The organism is Serratia marcescens subsp. marcescens ATCC 13880, assembly GCF_017299535.1.
Taxonomy (GTDB): domain Bacteria; phylum Pseudomonadota; class Gammaproteobacteria; order Enterobacterales; family Enterobacteriaceae; genus Serratia; species Serratia marcescens.
In genome coordinates this window covers 3,383,906-3,403,209 of record NZ_CP071238.1, presented here as the reverse complement: position 1 = coordinate 3,403,209, position 19,304 = coordinate 3,383,906, and the positions used below count along the sequence as shown (strand labels likewise).

The 19,304-nt window shown below is 61.1% G+C and carries 15 protein-coding genes; 7 read left to right on the top strand and 8 right to left on the bottom strand.

The features are described from left to right. Positions 1 to 74: 74 nt before the first annotated feature. Positions 75 to 1,148, bottom strand: coding sequence for a YeiH family putative sulfate export transporter (locus tag J0F90_RS16265; RefSeq protein ID WP_016926989.1), 1,074 nt, complete (start codon positions 1,146 to 1,148; stop codon positions 75 to 77). A gap of 193 nt (positions 1,149 to 1,341) precedes the next feature. Here J0F90_RS16265 and J0F90_RS16260 point away from each other — a divergent pair, with 193 nt between their 5' ends. The 3 genes from J0F90_RS16260 to J0F90_RS16250 all read left to right on the top strand — a co-directional run bounded on the left by J0F90_RS16260 (position 1,342) and on the right by J0F90_RS16250 (position 4,213). Further along, the gene (locus J0F90_RS16260; protein WP_016926990.1) at positions 1,342 to 1,539 is read left to right on the top strand and encodes a hypothetical protein; all 198 of its coding nucleotides are present in this window, start codon (positions 1,342 to 1,344) and stop codon (positions 1,537 to 1,539) included. Between the two features lie 107 nt (positions 1,540 to 1,646). Then, positions 1,647 to 2,513, top strand: coding sequence for a DNA-binding transcriptional regulator YeiE (gene yieE / locus J0F90_RS16255; protein WP_016926991.1), 867 nt, complete (start codon positions 1,647 to 1,649; stop codon positions 2,511 to 2,513). Positions 2,514 to 2,734: 221 nt separating this feature from the next. Continuing rightward, complete coding sequence (locus J0F90_RS16250) at positions 2,735 to 4,213, top strand: amino acid permease (protein ID WP_033639849.1); 1,479 nt, start codon at positions 2,735 to 2,737, stop codon at positions 4,211 to 4,213. A gap of 46 nt (positions 4,214 to 4,259) precedes the next feature. On the opposite strand, the gene J0F90_RS16245 is transcribed toward J0F90_RS16250, so the two are convergent. Beyond that, positions 4,260 to 5,360, bottom strand: coding sequence for a GGDEF domain-containing protein (locus J0F90_RS16245; protein ID WP_033639851.1), 1,101 nt, complete (start codon positions 5,358 to 5,360; stop codon positions 4,260 to 4,262). Between the two features lie 364 nt (positions 5,361 to 5,724). Between J0F90_RS16245 and J0F90_RS16240 the strand changes: the two genes are divergently transcribed. Beyond that, positions 5,725 to 6,807: a FecCD family ABC transporter permease gene (locus tag J0F90_RS16240; RefSeq protein WP_004935667.1), complete on the top strand. Its 1,083-nt coding sequence runs from the start codon at positions 5,725 to 5,727 to the stop codon at positions 6,805 to 6,807. Beyond that, positions 6,804 to 7,592 (top strand): ABC transporter ATP-binding protein, encoded by a 789-nt coding sequence (locus tag J0F90_RS16235; RefSeq protein WP_033639852.1) that lies wholly within the window; start codon positions 6,804 to 6,806, stop codon positions 7,590 to 7,592. The genes J0F90_RS16240 and J0F90_RS16235 overlap by 4 nt, the downstream gene beginning before the upstream one ends. A gap of 33 nt (positions 7,593 to 7,625) precedes the next feature. On the opposite strand, the gene J0F90_RS16230 is transcribed toward J0F90_RS16235, so the two are convergent. From J0F90_RS16230 to puuR, 5 genes are all read right to left on the bottom strand, one after another. Beyond that, positions 7,626 to 8,579, bottom strand: a complete 954-nt coding sequence (locus J0F90_RS16230) for a siderophore ABC transporter substrate-binding protein (RefSeq protein WP_016926996.1) — start codon at positions 8,577 to 8,579, stop codon at positions 7,626 to 7,628. Positions 8,580 to 8,634: 55 nt separating this feature from the next. Next, the gene (locus J0F90_RS16225) at positions 8,635 to 10,623 is read right to left on the bottom strand and encodes a ligand-gated channel protein (protein ID WP_033639853.1); all 1,989 of its coding nucleotides are present in this window, start codon (positions 10,621 to 10,623) and stop codon (positions 8,635 to 8,637) included. A gap of 243 nt (positions 10,624 to 10,866) precedes the next feature. Further along, positions 10,867 to 11,862: an ABC transporter permease gene (locus tag J0F90_RS16220; RefSeq protein WP_033639854.1), complete on the bottom strand. Its 996-nt coding sequence runs from the start codon at positions 11,860 to 11,862 to the stop codon at positions 10,867 to 10,869. Next, a complete protein-coding gene (locus J0F90_RS16215; protein ID WP_033639855.1) occupies positions 11,859 to 13,370 on the bottom strand; it encodes a sugar ABC transporter ATP-binding protein in 1,512 nt (503 codons plus the stop codon). Before J0F90_RS16215 ends, J0F90_RS16220 begins: the two co-directional genes overlap by 4 nt. Before the next feature lie 155 nt (positions 13,371 to 13,525). Next, complete coding sequence (gene puuR, locus J0F90_RS16210) at positions 13,526 to 14,083, bottom strand: HTH-type transcriptional regulator PuuR (protein ID WP_016927000.1); 558 nt, start codon at positions 14,081 to 14,083, stop codon at positions 13,526 to 13,528. 395 nt (positions 14,084 to 14,478) lie between these two features. Between puuR and J0F90_RS16205 the strand changes: the two genes are divergently transcribed. Together J0F90_RS16205 and J0F90_RS16200 are read left to right on the top strand one after the other, a co-directional pair. Beyond that, complete coding sequence (locus J0F90_RS16205) at positions 14,479 to 15,897, top strand: glutamine synthetase family protein (protein WP_028127730.1); 1,419 nt, start codon at positions 14,479 to 14,481, stop codon at positions 15,895 to 15,897. A 535-nt stretch (positions 15,898 to 16,432) separates the two neighbouring features. Further along, the gene (locus J0F90_RS16200; RefSeq protein ID WP_004935642.1) at positions 16,433 to 17,800 is read left to right on the top strand and encodes an APC family permease; all 1,368 of its coding nucleotides are present in this window, start codon (positions 16,433 to 16,435) and stop codon (positions 17,798 to 17,800) included. A 71-nt stretch (positions 17,801 to 17,871) separates the two neighbouring features. On the opposite strand, the gene sbcB is transcribed toward J0F90_RS16200, so the two are convergent. Further along, positions 17,872 to 19,299, bottom strand: a complete 1,428-nt coding sequence (gene sbcB / locus J0F90_RS16195; RefSeq protein WP_033639856.1) for an exodeoxyribonuclease I — start codon at positions 19,297 to 19,299, stop codon at positions 17,872 to 17,874. Between the last annotated feature and the right edge of the window lie 5 nt (positions 19,300 to 19,304).

Sequence of the window (19,304 nt, the reverse complement as noted above, 5' to 3'; positions counted from 1 at the left end):
ACATTATGGCATTGATGGCGGGCGGATTGAATGGCGAAAAGCGGCGGCCCGCCGAAGCGGGCCGCCGAGGGCGATTACAGCAGGTGTTGCACCAGTTGGTTTATCGCGCCGCCGCCGACCAGCAGCCAGACGAACAGCAGCGTCGCCAACAGAATCGGTTTCACCCCGGCCTGGCGCACGGCGCTGATGTGGGTGGTCAACCCCAGCGCCGCCATCGCCATCGCCAGCATCCAGGTGTCGGCGGTGATCAGATGGCGCACCAGCGTGGCCGGCAGCAGGTTGAAGGAGTTCAGCCCGGCGACGGCGATAAACAGCACGGCGAACCACGGAATGGTGATGGCGGATTTTTCCGCCTTGCCTGCGCTGCCGCGGCTGATGTAGCCCGACAGCAGCAGCAGGAACGGCGCCAGCATCATCACGCGGATCATCTTGGCGATCACCGCCGCATTTTCGGCGTCCGGCCCGATGGCGTGCCCGGCGGCGACCACCTGAGCCACTTCGTGAATGGTGGAGCCGGCGTAGATGCCGAAGGTTTCCTGGCTGAACGGCAGCCACTGGAAGTGTTCATTCAACTGATACAGCCACGGGTAAACGAAGATAGCCAGGGTGCCGAACACCACCACGGTCGAGACCGCTACCGCCACTTTGCTGGAGTCGGCCTTCAGCACCGGCTCGGTGGCCATCACCGCCGCCGCGCCGCAAATGCTGCTGCCGGCGCCGATCAGTATCGCGGTCTGGCTGTCGATGCCGAACACTTTCTTGCCGAGCCAACAGGCCAGCAGGAAGGTGGTGATCAGGGTCAGCGCGTCGATGATAATGCCGCTGGCGCCCACGTCAGCGATCTGCTGAAAGGTCAGCCGGAAGCCGTAAAGAATAATCCCCAAACGCAGCAGGCGCTGTTTGGCCAGCTGCACGCCGCCGTGACAAACGGTTTGCCAGCGGGGGTACAGCGTGTTGCCCACCAGAATGCCGAGCAGGATCGCCAGCGTCAGCGCCCCCAGCCCCAGCTCCGCCACCCAGGGAATATCGCCGGCCCAGACGGCCAGCGCGGTGAGCGCGCCGGTCAGCGCCAGCCCCGGCACCAGCCGCGGCAGGCCGAACAGCGGAAAGCGTCGCTCGGGGTAAGTGTGAGTGGTATCAGTCGCCATAAAAGTCAGTCCTTCAGTCTGTTTCTTGCTGCTAAGAGTACGTTTGGGCTGAATAAAAGAGAAATTGATTATATATTTATAACCTATCTGAATAAGTGGTATTGCGTCAGGCATTGGCATAAAGTCGCATTGCGGCTAGGGTGAGGTGGAGCGGCAAGCCGCCGTCAACTTTCCAACTGAACAGGAGCAGGCGATGGATACCGACGATCAACGCAGAGAGCAGGTAGATCAGGAAGTGGGGCGCGCGGTGCGGCGGTTGATTGAAGAAAACAAGGCGATCGACCGCGACCATCTCGTGGCGATGCTGCAATTGATACAGCGGGACGAAGCCGGCACGCCGCGCGAGGCGGCGCTGGCCGCGGCGGCGCAGCTGGTCGCCTTGGGCAAGTAGCGCGTCGAACTGGCCGCAAACGGGGTAGCCTGGCCGGGCTCCCCACATCATGTTGACATTAATTTTGCGGTTCTCTGGCAGAACCCTTTTTCAATACCGGGACGACTATGCATATCACGTTGCGTCAACTGGAAGTCTTCACCGAAGTGCTGAAAAGCGGTTCGACCACTCAGGCCTCGGTGGTGCTGGCGCTGTCGCAGTCGGCGGTCAGCGCGGCGCTGGCGGATCTGGAGGGGCAACTGGGCGTGCAGCTGTTCGATCGCGTCGGCAAACGGCTGGTGATCAACGAACACGGCCGGTTGCTGTATCCCAAGGCGCTGGCGCTGCTGGAGCAGGCGGGGGAGATCGAGCAGCTGTTTCGCCATGACGGGGGGGCGCTGCGCATCGCCGCCAGCAGCACCATCGGCAACTACATGCTGCCGGAGATGATCGCCCGTTACCGCCGGGACTTTCCGGCCACGCCGCTGGAGCTGAACGTTGGCAACAGCCAGGACGTGATCGTGGCGGTGGCGGATTTCCGCGTCGATCTGGGGCTGATCGAAGGGCCTTGCCATATGCCGGAGCTGGTGACGCAGCCGTGGCTGGAGGATGAGCTGGTGGTGTTCGCCGCGCCGGACAATCCCTTGACCCGCCAGCCGCCGACGCTGGAGGCGCTGGCGAATGCGCCTTGGATCCTGCGCGAGCGCGGTTCGGGCACCCGCGAGGTGCTGGATCACCTGCTGCTGGCGCACCTGCCGCACTTCCAGCTGGTGATGGAGCTCGGCAACTCGGAGGCGATCAAGCATGCGGTGCGGCACGGTATCGGCATCAGTTGCCTGTCGCGGCGCGTGGTGGCGGAGCAGTTGGCCAGCGGCGCGCTGGTGGAACTGCCGGTGCCGCTGCCGCCGCTGCGGCGCACCCTGTACCTGATCCGCCATCGGCAAAAGCACATTTCCAACGCCTTGCAGCGTTTTCTCAGCTATTGCGCGCTGTAATCGACAGCGCGTCACGTCTTCTATCGCCGCGCAGGCAAAAGAAAGCATAAAAACCTGCGCGCGCTCACATTAATGAGAGTAAGTAAGGCCATAAGGGCCGCGGCTAATAATTGCCTCTGAATTATGAAGCTATCTTATATCGGTGCAATGTTGCTAGTTCACCGGCGGGTATTTGTTACAATCCGCCCTCATTTTTCGAAGAGCAGATAGATAGGGAACGAATGGCTCAGCAGGATATAAAAACATCGGGGCAGCAAGCTCCCGGATTGCGCCGCGAGCTGAAAGCCCGGCATTTGACCATGATCGCCATCGGCGGCTCCATCGGCACCGGCCTGTTTGTCGCCTCGGGCGCCACGGTTTCTCAGGCCGGCCCCGGCGGGGCGCTGCTGTCTTACGCTCTGATCGGTTTGATGGTGTACTTCCTGATGACCAGTCTGGGCGAACTGGCGGCCTTTATGCCGGTCTCCGGTTCATTCTCCACCTACGGCGCCAAATACGTGGAAGAAGGCTTCGGCTTCGCACTGGGCTGGAACTACTGGTACAACTGGGCGGTGACCATCGCTGTTGACCTGGTGGCTTCGCAATTGGTGATGAGCTACTGGTTCCCGGACACTCCCGGCTGGGTTTGGAGCGCGCTGTTCCTCGGCCTGATGTTCCTGCTGAACTACATTTCGGTGAAAGGGTTCGGCGAGGCGGAATACTGGTTCGCGCTGATCAAGGTCAGCACCGTGATTATTTTCATCGCCGTCGGCGTGCTGATGATTGTCGGCATTCTGAAAGGCGGCGAGCATGCCGGCTGGCAGAACTGGACCATTGGGGATGCGCCGTTCGCCGGCGGCTTCTCGGCGATGATCGGCGTGGCCATGATCGTCGGCTTCTCGTTCCAGGGCACCGAGCTCATCGGCATCGCGGCCGGCGAATCGGAGAATCCGGGTAAAAACATCCCGCGCGCAGTGCGTCAGGTGTTCTGGCGTATCCTGCTGTTCTATATCTTCGCCATTCTGATCATCAGCCTGATCATTCCGTACACCGATCCGAGCCTGCTGCGCAACGACGTGAAAGACATCAGCGTCAGCCCGTTCACCCTGGTGTTCCAGCATGCCGGCCTGTTGTCGGCGGCGGCGGTCATGAACGCGGTGATCCTGACGGCGGTGCTGTCGGCCGGTAACTCGGGCATGTACGCATCGACCCGCATGCTGTACACCCTGGCATCGGAAGGCAAGGCGCCGCGCATTTTCGCCAAGCTGTCAAAAGGCGGCGTGCCGCGCAACGCGCTGTATGCGACCTGCGTGGTGGCCGGCCTGTGCTTCCTGACGTCAATGTTCGGCAACCAGTCGGTTTACCTGTGGCTGCTCAATACCTCGGGCATGACCGGTTTCATCGCCTGGTTGGGCATCGCTATCAGCCACTACCGTTTCCGTCGCGGTTACATGCTGCAGGGGCGCGATCTCAACGACTTACCGTACCGTTCCGGGTTCTTCCCGCTGGGGCCGATCTTCGCCTTCGTGCTGTGCCTGATCATTACCCTGGGCCAGAATTACCAGGCTTTCCTGCAAGACAAGATTGACTGGTACGGCGTGACCGCGACCTACATCGGCATTCCGCTGTTCCTGCTGATTTGGTTCGGTTACAAGCTGTCGCAAGGCACCCGTGTCGTGAAGTACAGCGAAATGGAATTCCCGAAGATGGACGTGAAGTAATTTTCGGTGAGTGACACGCGGCGGGGGGCTCCCGCCGCGTTTTGTTTTACTTTTTCCCGCCTTTGGCTTCCGCCAGCGCCTGCTGCGCCGAGCTCATCAAACTCTCTACCGTCGCGTAATTCTGCGTCAGCGCCAAAATGCCGGCGTTAAGCCGCATGTTCACCTCGCCGAACGCGCCAAAATCGTAGGGCGCCTCCAGCGGCGGCACAATGCGCGCCAGGAACTCGCTTTCCGCGCCGTAGGGCAGATCGTGCACCAGAATCAGAAACAGACCGCCGGTGTAGCGGCAGACGTAGTCGCTCGGGCGGATCAGCGTTTTGAGGCGCTCGCCGACGGTGCGCAGCACGTCGTCGCCGATCTGGACGCCGTGACTTTGGTAGAGCGCCGCCAGCGGGCCGAATTCGAGAATGAACAGGTGGGAGATCGGCTGCGCCGCGGCGGGGCGGCAGATGCTGCGCATCACCGCCTCGCCGCCTGCACGGTTGAGAAAGCCGGTCAGGCGATCGCGGTGCGATGCCTGCTGCTTCTCCCAGGCCAGCGTGACGTGCTGCACCAGTTGGCGGTGGTAGCGCGCGATCATGCCATGGGCCAGCACCAGCCACAGCGGCGCGAGATCCGCCAGGACAAACAGATTTTGCACGCGCGACAGCGGCGCCGCCAGCAGGTAGGGCAGCGTCAGCGCGATCACCTCAAGCAGTGCGAAGCGCGGGGCGGCGGCGTGGCGCTGCATCAGCCAGCAGGCCAGGGCGGTAATGGTCAGGCCGGCGAACAGGATCAGCACGAAGCGGCCCGACAGCATCGCCAGCGCGGCGCTGGCGCCAACCAGCAGCGCCCACAACAACACTGTCACCAGCATGGCGTTCGGCCAGGCGGGTTGGCGCCTTTGCGCCAACCTGGCGCGCCCGGCGGTCAACAGCAGCAACAGCAGCAGCAGGCCGATACCGACCAGCGGTTGGTTCAGCCAGGCGAACCCCGCCAACAGCGCGGCCGGCCCCACGGCATTCAGCCAGGGGGTGAGAGGAGAGGGCGTCAGCGTGAGACGCAGCTGGCGTTGAAACGGTTCGTCATCGGCGTGCAGCGGGCTGTGCAACAGCCAGTTCAGCAGCGCCGGGCGTTTGGGCGTTACCGCCGGAGATGGACTTCTCATTACAGCCTCGTCAATAAGGCCGCTCTTGCGGCGGCCTGAAAGTTTTTTGCACGCGCGGTGCTGTGGTTTTGGATTCTATGTGGTTTTGCCGCTATTTGTCAGAGTCTGGTCGGATCAGGAATAATTTTCAGAATAATTAACCTACTGGCCGTTGGCGGGGGAAAGCGTGGTGGTTTGAAAAATGGCGAGAAAAAACAAATTATTACATTTCGACAACGCTGTTTTCACCTATTGATATGATTGATAAGTATTATCGTTTGCTTTATTGTGGGCGGCTGCGCACAGGCGGTCGCCGCGCGCTTTCCGGTTTACGGCGGTCGCCTTCGCGCCGCTGTCATGATGGTTGTAACAGGTATCTTAACGAATGAGCGTATCCACCGATCCCATGACTGACGCCAAGGGGCAACCCAACGCCGGCGTGATGGGGCGTTATCAGCATATTCTTCGCCATCGCCTGTTGATGATGGGCGTGTTGGCACTGGCGATCCTGGGCTCGCTGCTGCTGGATTTCACCATGGGGCCGTCCGGCCTGTCGCTGTCCTCCTTATGGCAAACGCTGCTTGACCCCGCCGCGGCCGATGCCGGCACGCGGGTGATCGTCTGGGACATCCGCTTGCCCTATGCGCTGATGGCGGTGGTGGTGGGCTTTGCGCTCGGCCTGGCCGGGGCGGAAATGCAGACCATCCTGAATAACCCGCTGGCCAGTCCCTTCACCCTCGGGGTGTCTTCCGCCGCGGCCTTTGGCGCCGCGCTGGCGATCGTGCTCGGCATCGGCATTCCGGGCATTCCCGATCAGTGGTTCATCTCCGCCAACGCTTTTATCTTCGCGCTGTTCGCCGCGCTGATGCTCGACGGCATCACGCGCTGGACGCGGGTCGCCACCTCCGGCGTAGTGCTGTTCGGCATCGCGCTGGTGTTTACCTTCAACGCGCTGGTCTCGATGATGCAATTCATCGCCAGCGAGGACACGCTGCAGGGGCTGGTGTTCTGGACCATGGGCAGCCTGGCGCGCGCCTCGTGGGACAAGCTGGGCATTCTGTTCGGGGTGTTCGCCGTGCTGCTGCCGCTGTCGATGATGAGCTCGTGGAAACTGACCGCGCTGCGTCTGGGTGAAGACCGGGCGGTGAGCTTCGGCATCGACGTGCGTCGTCTGCGGCTGACCACGCTGCTGCGCATCAGCATGCTCTCGGCGCTGGCGGTGGCTTTCGTCGGGCCGATCGGCTTTATCGGCCTGGTGGCGCCGCACATCGCCCGCATGATCTTCGGCGAAGATCACCGTTTCTACCTGCCGGCCAGCGCGCTGATTGGCGCGCTGGTGCTGTCGATGGCCTCGGTGGCGTCGAAAAATCTGGTGCCCGGCGTGATCATTCCGGTGGGCATCGTCACCTCGCTGGTCGGGGTGCCGTTCTTCCTGAGCATTATTCTGCGCCATCGGGGGAACGTATGAACCAGGGCTTGCGCATAGAACACTTCTCGGCGGGCTACCCGAAACGCCAGGTGATCGACGATCTCTCGGTGCCGATGCTGCCGCGCGGGCAAATCACCGTGCTGCTGGGGCCGAACGGCAGCGGCAAATCGACGCTGCTGCGCTCGCTGGCCGGGCTGAACCCGGCGCAGGGCAAGCTGTGGCTGGACGACGGCGATCTGATGCAGATGCCGTTCGCTCGTCGCGCGGAGAAAGTGGTGTATCTGCCGCAGTCGCTGCCCGCCGGGGTGCACCTGCACGTGCTGGAGTCGATCATCGTGGCGCAGCGCGCCTCGGGCGGCCGCAGCAACGCCGGCAGAGAAGCGGAGGTGATGGCCCTGCTGGAGCAACTGGGCATCGCCCATCTGGCGTTGAGTTATCTCGATCAGCTGTCCGGCGGCCAGAAACAGCTGGTGGGGTTGGCGCAGTCGCTGATCCGTCAGCCGTCGCTGCTGCTGCTGGATGAGCCGCTGAGCGCGCTCGATCTCAACTATCAGTTCCACGTGATGGATTTGGTGCGCCGTGAAACCCGCAAGCGCAATATCGTGACGGTGGTGGTGGTGCATGACATCAACATCGCGCTGCGTCACGGCGACCACGTGCTGATGCTGCAGGATGGCGATCTGATCGCCGATGGCGCGCCGGATCTGGTGATTACGCCGCAGAGCCTGGCGCGGGTCTACGGCGTGCGCGGGCGCATCGAACGTTGCTCGCAGGGCACGCCGCAGGTGCTGATAGACGGTTTGGTAAACCAGCCGACGATTTAACCCAAGAAAAAGCCCGGCATCGCCGGGCTTTCTTTATCGCGCAGTGTGATTCAGCGCCTCGCTCACGCGTTCGACGACGTGTTGGGCGGTGACGATGCCGCCGGACAGATAGACCTCGGCCGCCGGCAGGTAAACCACCTGGCCTTTTTTCACCGCCGTGGTTTTCTTCAGTGCGGTGCCGGTGAGGATTTTCTGCGGCGCCACCGCGTTCGGCCGCCCGGTCGCGGCGTCTCTGTCGATGACGAACAGCCAGTCCGGATTCAGCTTGGCCACCTGCTCAGGCGTCAGCTTGTTGCCGCGCACGTCTTTTTCATCGGACTGCAACGCGGACGCGAAGCCGAGGGCGTCATAGACGAAGCTGAAACGGCTCTTGGGGGCGTAAGCGCTGATCTTGCCGCCGGAGAACAGCACCACCAGCCCGCGTCCGGCCTGGGCGGCCTGCGGTTTGACCGCCGCGATCTGCGCATCCAGCTTGTCGATCGCCGCCTGCGCCTGTTGCTGCTTATCAAACAGCTCGCCCAGCTGCAGGGTGCGCTGTTTCAGGCTGCCCAACTGATCCTGCTGATCGACGGACATGTTCAACGTCGGCGCCAGCGTGTTCAGCTCGTCATAGGCTTTGGACGCCCGGCCGGCGATCAGGATAAGATCCGGTTTGGCGGCGCGCAGCACGGCCATATCCGGTTGGAACAGGGTGCCGGCATTGAGGTATTTGTCATCCTGATAGCGCTTCAGGCTATCCGGCAAGTTCTTGCGGTTGCCGGGCAGCGCCAGCGGCTCGACGTCCAGCAGCTGCAGCGTTTCCAGCGAGGCGTAATCCAGCACCACGATGCGCTGCGGGTGCTTCTTCACCTCGGTGCTGCCATTCAGGTGCTGGACGTTGACGGTAGCCGGGGTAGCGGCTACCTGCGTATCGGTTTTGCTGTGGCAACCCGCCAGCGCCATCGCGGCCAGCAGGGCGATCATCAGGGGGGAGCGGCGTAATTTCATGGAGCTTCCTCACGGTGATGGAATGAAAAGGGCGCGCGGCGCGCGCCCAAGGGCATCAGAAGTTGTAGGTCATGCCGACGGTGTAACGGCGGCCGTCCAGCGTGGTGTTGTAGTGATCGTAATCCACGGTCTTGTCGAGGATGTTGTAGACCCCGCCGGTCAGCTGCAGGTTTTTCGCCGCCTGGTAGCTCAGGCCCGCATCGACGAAGGTGTAGGACGGCGTGCTCTTGGCCATCGAGGTACGGCTCAGATACTCAGACGTTTTGCTGCGGAAATTAACGCGCGACCACAGGCTGAGATCCTGCGTGGCGCGCCAATCCAGCACGGTGTTAACCATGTGCTTCGGCATCTGGTTGAGCGCCTTGCCCTGGAACTCGCCGCTCTTCTGCTCGGAAGAGGTGTAGGTGTAGTTGGTGTTCCACTTCCAGTCTTTGTTGATCTGCCAGCCGAAGGTGGCTTCTACGCCGCGCATATTGGCTTTGTCGACGTTGACGCGATCGCTGATAAAGTCGTAGACGTCATTGCCGATCTTACAGTCCGGCGTGTCTTCGCAGCGGCGCACTTCGGTGATCTTGTTCTTGAAGTCGGTGTTGAAGACGGTGACCCCGGCGTTGACGCCTTTCAGGCTATCCCACATCAGGCCGATCTCTTCGCTCAGGCTCTTCTCCGGCTGCAGATCCGGGTTGCCGACGATGATGCCTTTACGCACGCCGCCGCCGGTGACCTGGCCCCAGTTGGCGGAGGATTGGCGCAGATCCGGCGAACGGTAGCCGGCGGAAACGCCGCCTTTCAGCGTCCACTGCTCGGTCAGGTGCCAAACGCCGTACATGCGCGGCGACCAGTGGCTGCCGAAGTTCTGATCGCGGTCCATACGGATGCCGCTGGTCAGGCTAAAGTCATTGGTCAGCGCCCATTCGTCTTCGGCGAACAGCGCCCAGCTCCAGCGCGTCAGTTGATTGACGTCTTGCGCCGAGCTTAGCTGGTTGCCACTGTCGCCCAGTTTCTCATAGCGGTATTGGCCGCCGAGGTTCAGCATGTGGGAACCCAGCTCGAACTGGTTCTGGGTGTTGAAGATGGTGTTGTACATCTTCATTTTGCGGCCCGGGTTGTTGGTCTCTTCCCGCTGAACGTAGCTGGTGGAGTTGCCGAAGTCGTAATAACCGTTGTGGGTCAGCGAGTAGTTGGTGCGGGTGTAGAGATCTTCGCTGCGGGAAGTTGGGGTGCATTTGCCTTTGCTGCAGCGCTCCGCCACCACCGATTTGCCCGGCGTGCTGTTGCGATCCTGCAGCGAGCGGCCGATTTCGAAGTCGAATTCGTTTTTCTCGTCCGGGGTCAGGGTGAACACCGCAGTGCCGCTGCGCATGCGCTGTTCGTTGTAACCGTTGACGATTTTATCTTCCGCGCGGCGTGAGAGCAGGCCGTTGACCCGCAGGCCGAGCAGGCCTTCAACCAGCGGGCCGGACGCGTAGGCGTTGGTCTGGAACAGGTCGCCGGAATCGCGGTTTTCCTGAAGGGTGGCATCGCCGTGCAGCGAGCCTTTCCACTCGGTGCGTGAGGTTTTGCGGGTGATGACGTTGATCACGCCGCCCATGGCGTCGGAACCGTACAGCGAAGACATCGGCCCGCGCACCACTTCGATGCGCTCAATGGCTTCCAGCGGCGGCAGCCAGCCTTGTTCGATGCCGGCGTTGTCGCTGTTCGGGCGGGTGCCGCGGGTGTCGACGCGCTTGCCGTCCACCAGGATCAGGGTGTACTTGGAAGACATGCCGCGGATGCTGATGTCGCTTTTGCTGCCGCCGTCGGTGACTACCACGCCCGGCACGTCTTTCAGCGCGTCGGTGATGTCGCGGTAAGCCTTGTCTTCGATTTGCTGGCGCGGGATCACCGAGATGGAAGCGGCGGAGTCCTGAATTTTTTGCTGAAAGCCGGAGGCGGTGACGACCATGGTGTCCTGGGTGTCGTTCTGCGGCGCGGCCAGTGCGGCGGTGGCGCTGAGTGAGGCAATCACCAGAGCGGCGAGCTTGCTGTAACGTGGCGTTTCCATGAGGTGAACCTTTCCTGGATTGAAGTGAAAGTAATTAACCAATTGAATTTCTAATGAAATTATTCATCGTTCGCTGAGAAATACTTCGCTTCGTCAGCGTTGCGTGAGGGTATTGTAAGGATTTTTTACTGAATGTAAACGCTAATGATAATTCATATCATTTGTATGCTTGTTCTGCTGACGGGAAAGGGTAACCGGATGAATTAAAGGGAAAAGCGGCGCAGCGGGCGTGCGCCGGGGGGATCAGCGTTTCTGGATGTAGGTGATGGCCAGCGCCAGCGCCAGCACCAGGCCTTTGATAATGTCCATGGCGTAGTAGGGCACCGACAGCATCACCAGGCCGTTTTGCAGCACGCCGAGGATCACCGCGCCGATCAGGGTACCGAGCGCATTGGGTTTGCCGGAGCCCGCCAGCGAGAAGCCGATATAGGCCGCCGCCACCGCGTCCATCAGATAGCCGCCGCCGGCATTGACCTGCGAAGAGCCGATACGTGACGCCAGCAAGATGCCGCCAAGCGCCGCCAGCCAAGAGGAAATGACGTAAGCGGCAACCCTGTAACGCACGGTGCGGATGCCCGACAGACGCGCTGCCTCGGGGTTGCCGCCGATGGCGTACATCCGGCGGCCGTGCTTGGTCAACGACAAAAACAGCTGCACCGCCACGGTGACCGCCAGCATGATCAGCACGATCACCGGCACCTGGCCGAGGGCGGAAAACATCTCCGGGATTAGGCCTTCCGCCATGTCGCCATTCGGCAGCACCATGTTTTGGGTGATGGAGCCGCCGTAGCTGTAAGTCATCGCCACGCCCTGGATCACGAACAGGCTGGCCAGCGTCGCCAGCATATCGGGAATTCTGAACACCACGATCAGCAGGGCGTTGAACAGGCCGACCAGTGTGCACAGCAGCAGCGTCACCACGATGGCGCCGGTGGTGCCGAACCCGTGCCAGACGAACAGTGAAATCACCAGCGCGTTGGCCAGTGAGGCGGTTGAGCCGACCGACAGATCGAAACCGCCGACCGACAGCGAGATGGAGACGCCGATGGCGATCACCGTCACGATGGCGATCGAACGCAGGATATTGATGATGTTGTTGGCATCGAGAAAATTGTCCGACGCCAGGCCAAACAGGGCGATCAGCGCCGCCACGGTCAGCAGCATGCCCCACTTGTAGAGGAAATCGAACAGCTGTTGGCGCCAGGGCAGCGCAGGCCGCAAGGCAAATTCTTTACTCACGCAGGGGTTCCTCCGGTGGAATAGAGCAATAAGGTTTCTTCGTCGATGTCGGCGGCGTTCAACTCCGCCACGATGCGGCCGTCCCACAGCACGCAGATGCGATCGCACAGGCCAATCAGCTCGGCGAACTCGCCGGAGGCGTAAATCACGCCTTTCCCGGCGCGGGCCAGGCCGTCGATCAGGCTGAACAGCTCCTGTTTGGCCTTGATGTCCACGCCCTTGGTCGGCTCATCGAAGATCAGCACCTCGGCGTCGCCGCGCAGCCATTTGCCGATCGCCACTTTTTGCTGATTGCCGCCTGACAGGCGCGCCAGCCGCTGTTGCGGGCCGGAGGCGCGAATGTTCAGACGCTGCATGATCTCGCGCGCCCAGCGCAGTTCTTGCCGCCGGTTGAACAGGCTCCAGCGCGAAAAGCTGTCGTCGGCGCTGACGCTCAGGTTCATCGGGATCGCCTCGTCGATGAAAATGCCTTCTTTGCGGCGTTCTTCCGGCACCAGCGCCAATCCTTGTTCGACCGACAGGTGCGGCGCGCGTGGCGCCCAGGGCTGCCCGCGCAGTTCGCCGCGCTCGAGCTGCACGGCGCCGGCGCCGAACAATGCCTTGCACAGTTCGGTTTTGCCCGCCCCGGCCAGCCCGGCGATGCCGAGGATCTCGCCCTCATGCAACCGCAGCGAAACGTCGCGCAGCTTATGGCGATCGCGCAAGCCCTCCACCTGCAGCAGCGTTCGCTCTGGGTGCGGCGGGCGCGGCGGCGGGAAAATGTCGTCCAGCCGATGGCCGAGCATCTTCTCGACGACCTGTTCGCCGTTCAGCCCGCGCATGGCGTCTTCGCTGACGCGCCGGCCGTCGCGCAGCACCGTCAGCCGATCGCAAATGTCGCTCAGTTCGTGGATGCGGTGGGAAATAAACACGATGCCGATGCCTTCGGATTGCAGGCGGCGCACCACGTTAAACAGGCGCTCGCTCTCGGCGCGATCGAGCGGCGCGGTCGGCTCGTCGAGCACCAGAAAACGGCAGCGGTGCGACAGCGCGCGCGCCAGCAGCACCTGCTGTTTTTCCGCCAGCGTGCAGTCCGCCAGGCGTCTGCGCGGGTTGAGCGGCAGCGCCCATTGCTGCAGCAGCTGCGCGGCGTGGCGGTGCAGCTCCGCCCAGTTCAGCCAGTGGCCCGGCTCGTTCAGCCAGTCGAGCATGATGTTTTCCGCTACCGACAGCGTGGGGATCAGCGCGACGTCGACCTCTTGCTGCACCACGTGAATACCGTGACGGCGCGCCTGCAGCGGGGAGTGGATCGCCACCGGCTGGCCGTCGATCAGGATCTCGCCGCGATAATGATCGTGGGCGCCGGAGAGGATCGCCATCAGCGTCGACTTGCCCGCGCCGTTGGCGCCGACCAGCGCATGGATTGATCCGCCCTGCAGCGTGAAGTCCACGTCCTGCAGCGCGTTGAAGCCGGCGAAGGCGATCGAGATATTGCGCATCTCGAGGCGTGAAGGCGTTGCGGTTGACATAGGGTAGTAAGGCCGTTTAGATGTTTAGATGGCTGTTTTGCTCTGTTGTAACACAGATTGCGCCGTTGGCAACCAACAAAATGGCATAACGGCGATGAAAAACGTGGAGAGGCAGGGGCGCAACCCGCGTCAGGCTGCGCCGGTGCGAGAAGCGGTCAGAAGGTGGTAGGGGTGTGTGCGCTGACGATGCGGCAAATGCGCGCCGACGTATTGCTGAAGCTGTGCGGAATGCCGGTGTTGATGGCGTAACTCTGACCGGCGGTCAGGCAATAGCTCTGGCCGTTGATGGTCAGCACGATCTCGCCCTCCAGCAGGGTGCCGATCTCTTCGCCCTGATGCTTGATCTTTTCGCCGGTGGTGGTGCCGGGCTGGTAAGTTTCCAGCATCATCGCCAGGTTGCGCGTCGGGCTGCCGTTGTGCACCAGCTTCATCGACACCCCCTGGCTGCCGATCTCAATCAGATCTTCGGCGTCGATCACCACGCGCGGTTCGTCGACGGCCTCCGGTTCGGCAAAGAATTCAGACAGCGACAGGCCATACACCTTCAGCAGCTTTTGCAGCGTGCTGATGGCCGGGCTGACCTTGTCCTGTTCGATGGTGCTGATCGCACTGTGGGTTAACCCGGACAGTTCGGCGACCCGGCGCTGCGACAAACCCAATTGCTGACGGATCTGTGACAGGCGTTTGCCCGGTGCCAAGCTGGCTTCGCTCATAGCGGTACTTCCTTCTGGTAAGGGCGACAGGTAGAAATGAAGATCGCTATCGGGTGCCTGTCTGGTCGATAACGATGCTGCATGATATCGGTAGTTAGGGTGGGTTTGGAAAATATATTGCCCATATTCACTCTCGGTGCGTTGGACGAAATAGTTGACGTAAAAATGGCAGCAAGGCCTTTTCGGTCAATATTTTATCAATTTAGCAGTCGGTGATGAATAATCAAACAGGATTGTAACATTTGCAAACCCATTCTGTTAATACTATGTTTCATATTGTGGATGTTATTTTGAGCGCCCGGCAGCGGCGCGACCTGGCGAGAAATCCAATCATGTGTTGAATCGAACGGCGGACGGGCGCTAACGCGCCTTAAGAGCATAATGGCGGGTGACGTATGCAAACCAATAGCGCAGCAGTTGAACATTTTGCACAGCATCATGAAGAGAGGCGAAGTAGCGCGTTCCAAAATGAGGTTGCTCATTATTTGGAACGCCATCCCGCCACGCAGTATGTCGATATCCTTCTCACCGATCTCAATGGTTCCTTCCGCGGCAAGCGCATACCCGTCTCAGGGTTGAAAAAACTGGAAAAAGGCAGCTACTTCCCCGCGTCGGTGTTCGCCATGGACATCCTCGGCAACGTGGTGGAGGAGACCGGTCTTGGGCAGGAGCTCGGCGAGCCTGATCGCATTTGTCTGCCGGTGCCCGGCTCGCTGACGCCGTCGGCCGCCGATCCGGAGCATATCGGCCAGGTGTTGCTGACCATGCTGGATGAAGATGGCACTCCCTTTGACGTTGAACCCCGTAATGTGCTGAACCGCGTGTGGCAGGCGCTGCGACAGCGCGGCTTGTTCCCGGTGGCAGCGGTAGAGCTGGAGTTTTATCTCATCGATAGGCTGCGCGACGCGGAAGGCGATTTGCAGCCGCCGTGTGCGCCCGGTACCCAGGAGCGCAACACCCAAAGCCAGGTGTATTCCGTCGATAACCTGAACCATTTCGCTGAGGTGCTGAACGATATCGACGCGCTGGCGAAGCTGCAGGGGCTGCCGGCGGACGGCGCAGTGGCGGAGGCGTCGCCGGGACAGTTCGAGGTCAATCTGCGTCATACCGACGATATTTTGCTGGCCTGCGATCACGCGCTGGCGCTGAAGCGGCTGGTGCGGCTGGTGGCCGAGAACCACGGTATGCACGCCACCTTTATGGCCAAACCCTATGAGGATTACGCCGGCAGCGGCATGCACGTGCATGTCAGCATGCAGGACGGGGCGGGCAACAACCTGTTCGCCGACGGCGAAGGCGAGGATTCACCGTTGCTGAAACAGGCGCTGGCCGGAATGATCACCCTGATGCCGGCGTCGATGGCGCTGCTGGCGCCGAACGTCAATGCCTATCGGCGTTTCCAGCCGGGGATGTATGTGCCGATCCAGGCAGCCTGGGGCCACAACAATCGCACCGTGGCGCTGCGCATCCCCTGCGGCGAACCGGAGAATCATCGGGTGGAGTACCGCGTGGCCGGCGCCGACGCCAATCCGTATCTGGTGATGGCGGCGATCCTGGCCGGCATGCTGTACGGGTTGGACAACGCGCTGCCGTTGCCTGAGCCGGTGACCGGCAACGGGCTGGAGCAGGAGGGGCTGCCGCTGCCGATCCGCCAGAGCGATGCGCTGTACGAGTTTGAACATCAGCACGCGTTGACCCACTATCTGGGCGAGCGTTTCACCCAGGTGTATCACGCCTGCAAGACGGACGAATTGCTGCAGTTTGAACGGCGGGTGACGGAAACCGAGATCGACTGGATGTTGAAAAATGCCTGAATGGGCGTATAAAGTAAGAAGTATGTGCGGGCGACCGGCCTGCCGGTAGCGGATTAATTCGCCTGCCGGGCTGTTTTTCCGTTCGATCGACAAAAAGAATTTGTATTTGAGGGCTTCCGGATCTTGTCATCCGGAGGCATTCTGGTGCAAAATATCTCAAATGCAGATAGCCGACGTTTTGAAAGCGTCGGTTATTTTTTTTGCATTTAGTTTTACCAACGTAGCGTTTCATACACCAAGCGAGGCCGGACACCGATCCGGATAGATAAATAGTTTCGTGCACGATCAAACAAAACTTTATGGTCGTGACTCATGAGGATTAGAAAGATGGGGCAATTTTTCACTTTAGCGCCGGTGCCCGCCGGTTTCCGCTGTGGCCGCAGCGACTATGGAGCAGCCGAGGTTACCTCGACCCGTTATCCAGCTTACAATCCCCTTCTTTTAGAATTAAGTCGCTCGTTGCGAAGTTTCCCCGCAACCTTAAGTCTTGGCGTGTCCGCCATCCGCAAGGCTCAAGGTAAGGGGGGGCTGAACAATGTCCGATAACACCCTTAACGCCGCTCCGGCTCAGCGCACTCAGCTGCGTAAAACCCTGACATTGGTTCCGGTAGTGATGATGGGTCTGGCTTATCTGCAGCCAATGACCATCTTCGATACCTTCGGCATCGTATCCGGCCTGACCGATGGTCACGTCGCGACCGCGTACGCCTTCGCTCTGCTGGCGATCCTGTTTACCGCCCTGAGCTACGGCAAGCTGGTGAAGAAGTTCCCTTCCGCCGGTTCCGCCTACACCTACGCCCAGAAAGCCATCAGTCCGCACGTCGGCTTTATGGTGGGCTGGTCATCGCTGCTGGACTACCTGTTCATGCCGATGATCAACATTTTGCTGGCCAAGATTTACCTGGAAGCGATCTTCCCGGGCGTCCCGTCCTGGATCTTCGTGGCGGTGCTGGTCGGGTTGATGACGATTTTCAACCTGCGCGGCATCAAGCTGGTGGCTAACCTGAACTCCATCATCGTGGTGGTGCAGGTGGCGATCATGATCGTGTTCCTGGGCCTGGTGATCAACGGCGTTTACCACGGCGAAGGCGCCGGTACGCTGGTCAGCAGCCGCCCGTTCTGGTCCGATAACGCTCACGTGGTGCCGATGATTACCGGCGCGACCATCCTGTGCTTCTCGTTCCTGGGCTTCGACGGCATCAGCTCGCTGTCCGAAGAAACCAAAGACGCAGAGAAAGTGATCCCGAAAGCCATCTTCCTGACGGCGCTGATCGGCGGCATCATCTTTATCGTGGTGTCTTACTTCGTGCAGCTGTATTTCCCGGACATCTCGCGCTTCAAGGATCCTGACGCGTCGCAGCCTGAAATCATGCTGTACGTGGCGGGCAAGTTCTTCCAGTCGGTGATCCTGGTGTTCTCCTGCGTGACGGTATTGGCGTCAGGCATGGCGGCGCACGCGGGCGTTTCGCGTCTGATGTACGTGATGGGCCGCGACGGCGTGTTCCCGACTCGCTTCTTCGGCTATGTGCATCCGAAGTGGCGTACCCCGGCGCTGAACGTGCTGCTGGTTGGCGCCATCGCGCTGTCCGCAGTGTCGTTTGATCTGGTGACCGCGACTGCGCTGATCAACTTCGGTGCGCTGGTGGCCTTCACCTTCGTCAACCTGTCGGTGATCTCGCAGTTCTATATTCGCGACAAGATGAACCGCACCGTGAAGGACACGTTCAACTACCTGATCTTGCCGGTGATGGGCGCACTGACCGTCGGCGCGCTGTGGATCAACCTGGAAGCCAGCTCGATGACGCTGGGCCTGGTCTGGGCGGCCATCGGCCTGATCTACCTGGCCTTCGTCACCCGCAGCTTCCGTCTGCCGGTGCCGCAAGCGAGCGAAGACGCCGCCTAAGCGCGAGCCGTCTCCTCAGCCACAAAAAAGGCCGCTTTCGCGGCCTTTTCCTTTTCTGCTTGCTGCGGGTTTTATCCCACCAACTCTTTGCCGTAATCGAACAGCGCTTTCAGCAGGGCGGTTTTCTCTTTGTCGCCTTCGTGCAGGTTATACAGCGATTCGAGCTGCAGCAGGTAACTCTGCACGCGCTCCGCGCTTAAGGCTTCCTGACGGTGTTGCAGCCAGCGGCGCTGCTCGGTGTCGTCCAGCGTATTCGGGTAGTTGCGCGCGCGGAAGCGGAACAGCAGCTCTTTCATGCGGCCGTCGCTGAAGGCCAGATCCAGCGCCGGCAGGTTCTGCGGCTTGGTCTGCTGGATAATCCTCATCGCCGCCTTGTCGGCGTCGCTGAAGAAACCGTCGTACAAGCGGGCGTCGACGTCGTCGGCGCCTTTGAACGGCTCGGCTTCGGCGAACAGCGCGACCACTTTCTCGCGCACTTCCGGATGCTGTTTCAGCAGCTGCAGATTTTGCAGACACGCCTGACGATCGATGCCCAGCCGCTCGGCGTTCTCCGGCAGCAAGGTTTTGGCCGGCGCCAGCACCGGACATTTGTTGATGTGCACCAGCTTGATCGGCACCGGCGCCTGATCCGGCGCCAGATCGTCGCGGCGGGTGTACAGCCGTTCACGCAGTTGCTCGGCGCTCAGCGTCAACAGCGGCGTCATGTCGCCGGCCAGATCGCACATGATCACTGCGTTCTTGTTGTCCGGGTGCCAGGCCAACGGCGACACCCAGCTGGTGTTGCCGCGCGCCGCGCCGAACATGCCGGAGACGTGCACCAGCGGCGTCATGTCGGCGACGTCGATCAGGGCGTTCAGCTTGTGCTTGTTGCGGTGCTGCAGCAGGAAATCGAACAGCCGCGGCTGCGCCTGCTTGACCAGCTTGGCCATCGCGATGGTGGCGTAAACGTCCGACATCGCATCGTGAGCCTGCGTGTGTTCGACGCCGTTGGCGCGCGTGAGGTGTTCGAGGCGGAAGCTGGGGAAACCGTCTTCGTTTTCCGGCCAGACGATGCCGTCCGGACGCAGGGCGTAGCAGGCGCGCATCACATCCAGCAGATCCCAACGCGAGTTGCCGTTTTGCCAGCTGTAGGCATAGGGATCGTAGAAGTTGCGATAGAAGATATTGCGGCTCACTTCGTCATCGAAACGGATGTTGTTGTAACCGAGAATGCAGGTGCCGGCCACGCTGAAGGCCTGATGGATTTGGCGGGTGAACTCGGCCTCGTTAACGCCTTTGGCTCGCGCCACCTGCGGCGTGATGCCGGTGATCATCACCGCCTCGGGTTCCGGCAGGTAGTCGTCGGCCGGGGCGCAGTAGATGACCAGCGGCTCTTCGATAATGTTGAAATCCATATCGGTGCGCACGCCGGCGAACTGCGCCGGGCGGTCCAGCGACGGGCTCTTGCCGAAGGTCTCATAGTCGTGAATGTAAAATGTGGCCGTTGCCTTGCTGCTCAAAATCG

Excerpts from the sequence above, each read along its gene's own strand:
- J0F90_RS16200 (WP_004935642.1), top strand. The coding sequence starts at position 16,433 with ATGTCCGATAACACCCTTAACGCCGCTCCGGCTCAGCGCACTCAGCTG.
- yieE (WP_016926991.1), top strand. The coding sequence starts at position 1,647 with ATGCATATCACGTTGCGTCAACTGGAAGTCTTCACCGAAGTGCTGAAA.
- J0F90_RS16225 (WP_033639853.1), bottom strand. The coding sequence starts at position 10,623 with ATGGAAACGCCACGTTACAGCAAGCTCGCCGCTCTGGTGATTGCCTCA.
- puuR (WP_016927000.1), bottom strand. The coding sequence starts at position 14,083 with ATGAGCGAAGCCAGCTTGGCACCGGGCAAACGCCTGTCACAGATCCGT.
- J0F90_RS16205 (WP_028127730.1), top strand. The coding sequence starts at position 14,479 with ATGCAAACCAATAGCGCAGCAGTTGAACATTTTGCACAGCATCATGAA.
- J0F90_RS16260 (WP_016926990.1), top strand. The coding sequence starts at position 1,342 with ATGGATACCGACGATCAACGCAGAGAGCAGGTAGATCAGGAAGTGGGG.
- J0F90_RS16230 (WP_016926996.1), bottom strand. The coding sequence starts at position 8,579 with ATGAAATTACGCCGCTCCCCCCTGATGATCGCCCTGCTGGCCGCGATG.
- J0F90_RS16240 (WP_004935667.1), top strand. The coding sequence starts at position 5,725 with ATGAGCGTATCCACCGATCCCATGACTGACGCCAAGGGGCAACCCAAC.
- J0F90_RS16235 (WP_033639852.1), top strand. The coding sequence starts at position 6,804 with ATGAACCAGGGCTTGCGCATAGAACACTTCTCGGCGGGCTACCCGAAA.
- J0F90_RS16245 (WP_033639851.1), bottom strand. The coding sequence starts at position 5,360 with ATGAGAAGTCCATCTCCGGCGGTAACGCCCAAACGCCCGGCGCTGCTG.
- J0F90_RS16215 (WP_033639855.1), bottom strand. The coding sequence starts at position 13,370 with ATGTCAACCGCAACGCCTTCACGCCTCGAGATGCGCAATATCTCGATC.
- J0F90_RS16250 (WP_033639849.1), top strand. The coding sequence starts at position 2,735 with ATGGCTCAGCAGGATATAAAAACATCGGGGCAGCAAGCTCCCGGATTG.
- J0F90_RS16265 (WP_016926989.1), bottom strand. The coding sequence starts at position 1,148 with ATGGCGACTGATACCACTCACACTTACCCCGAGCGACGCTTTCCGCTG.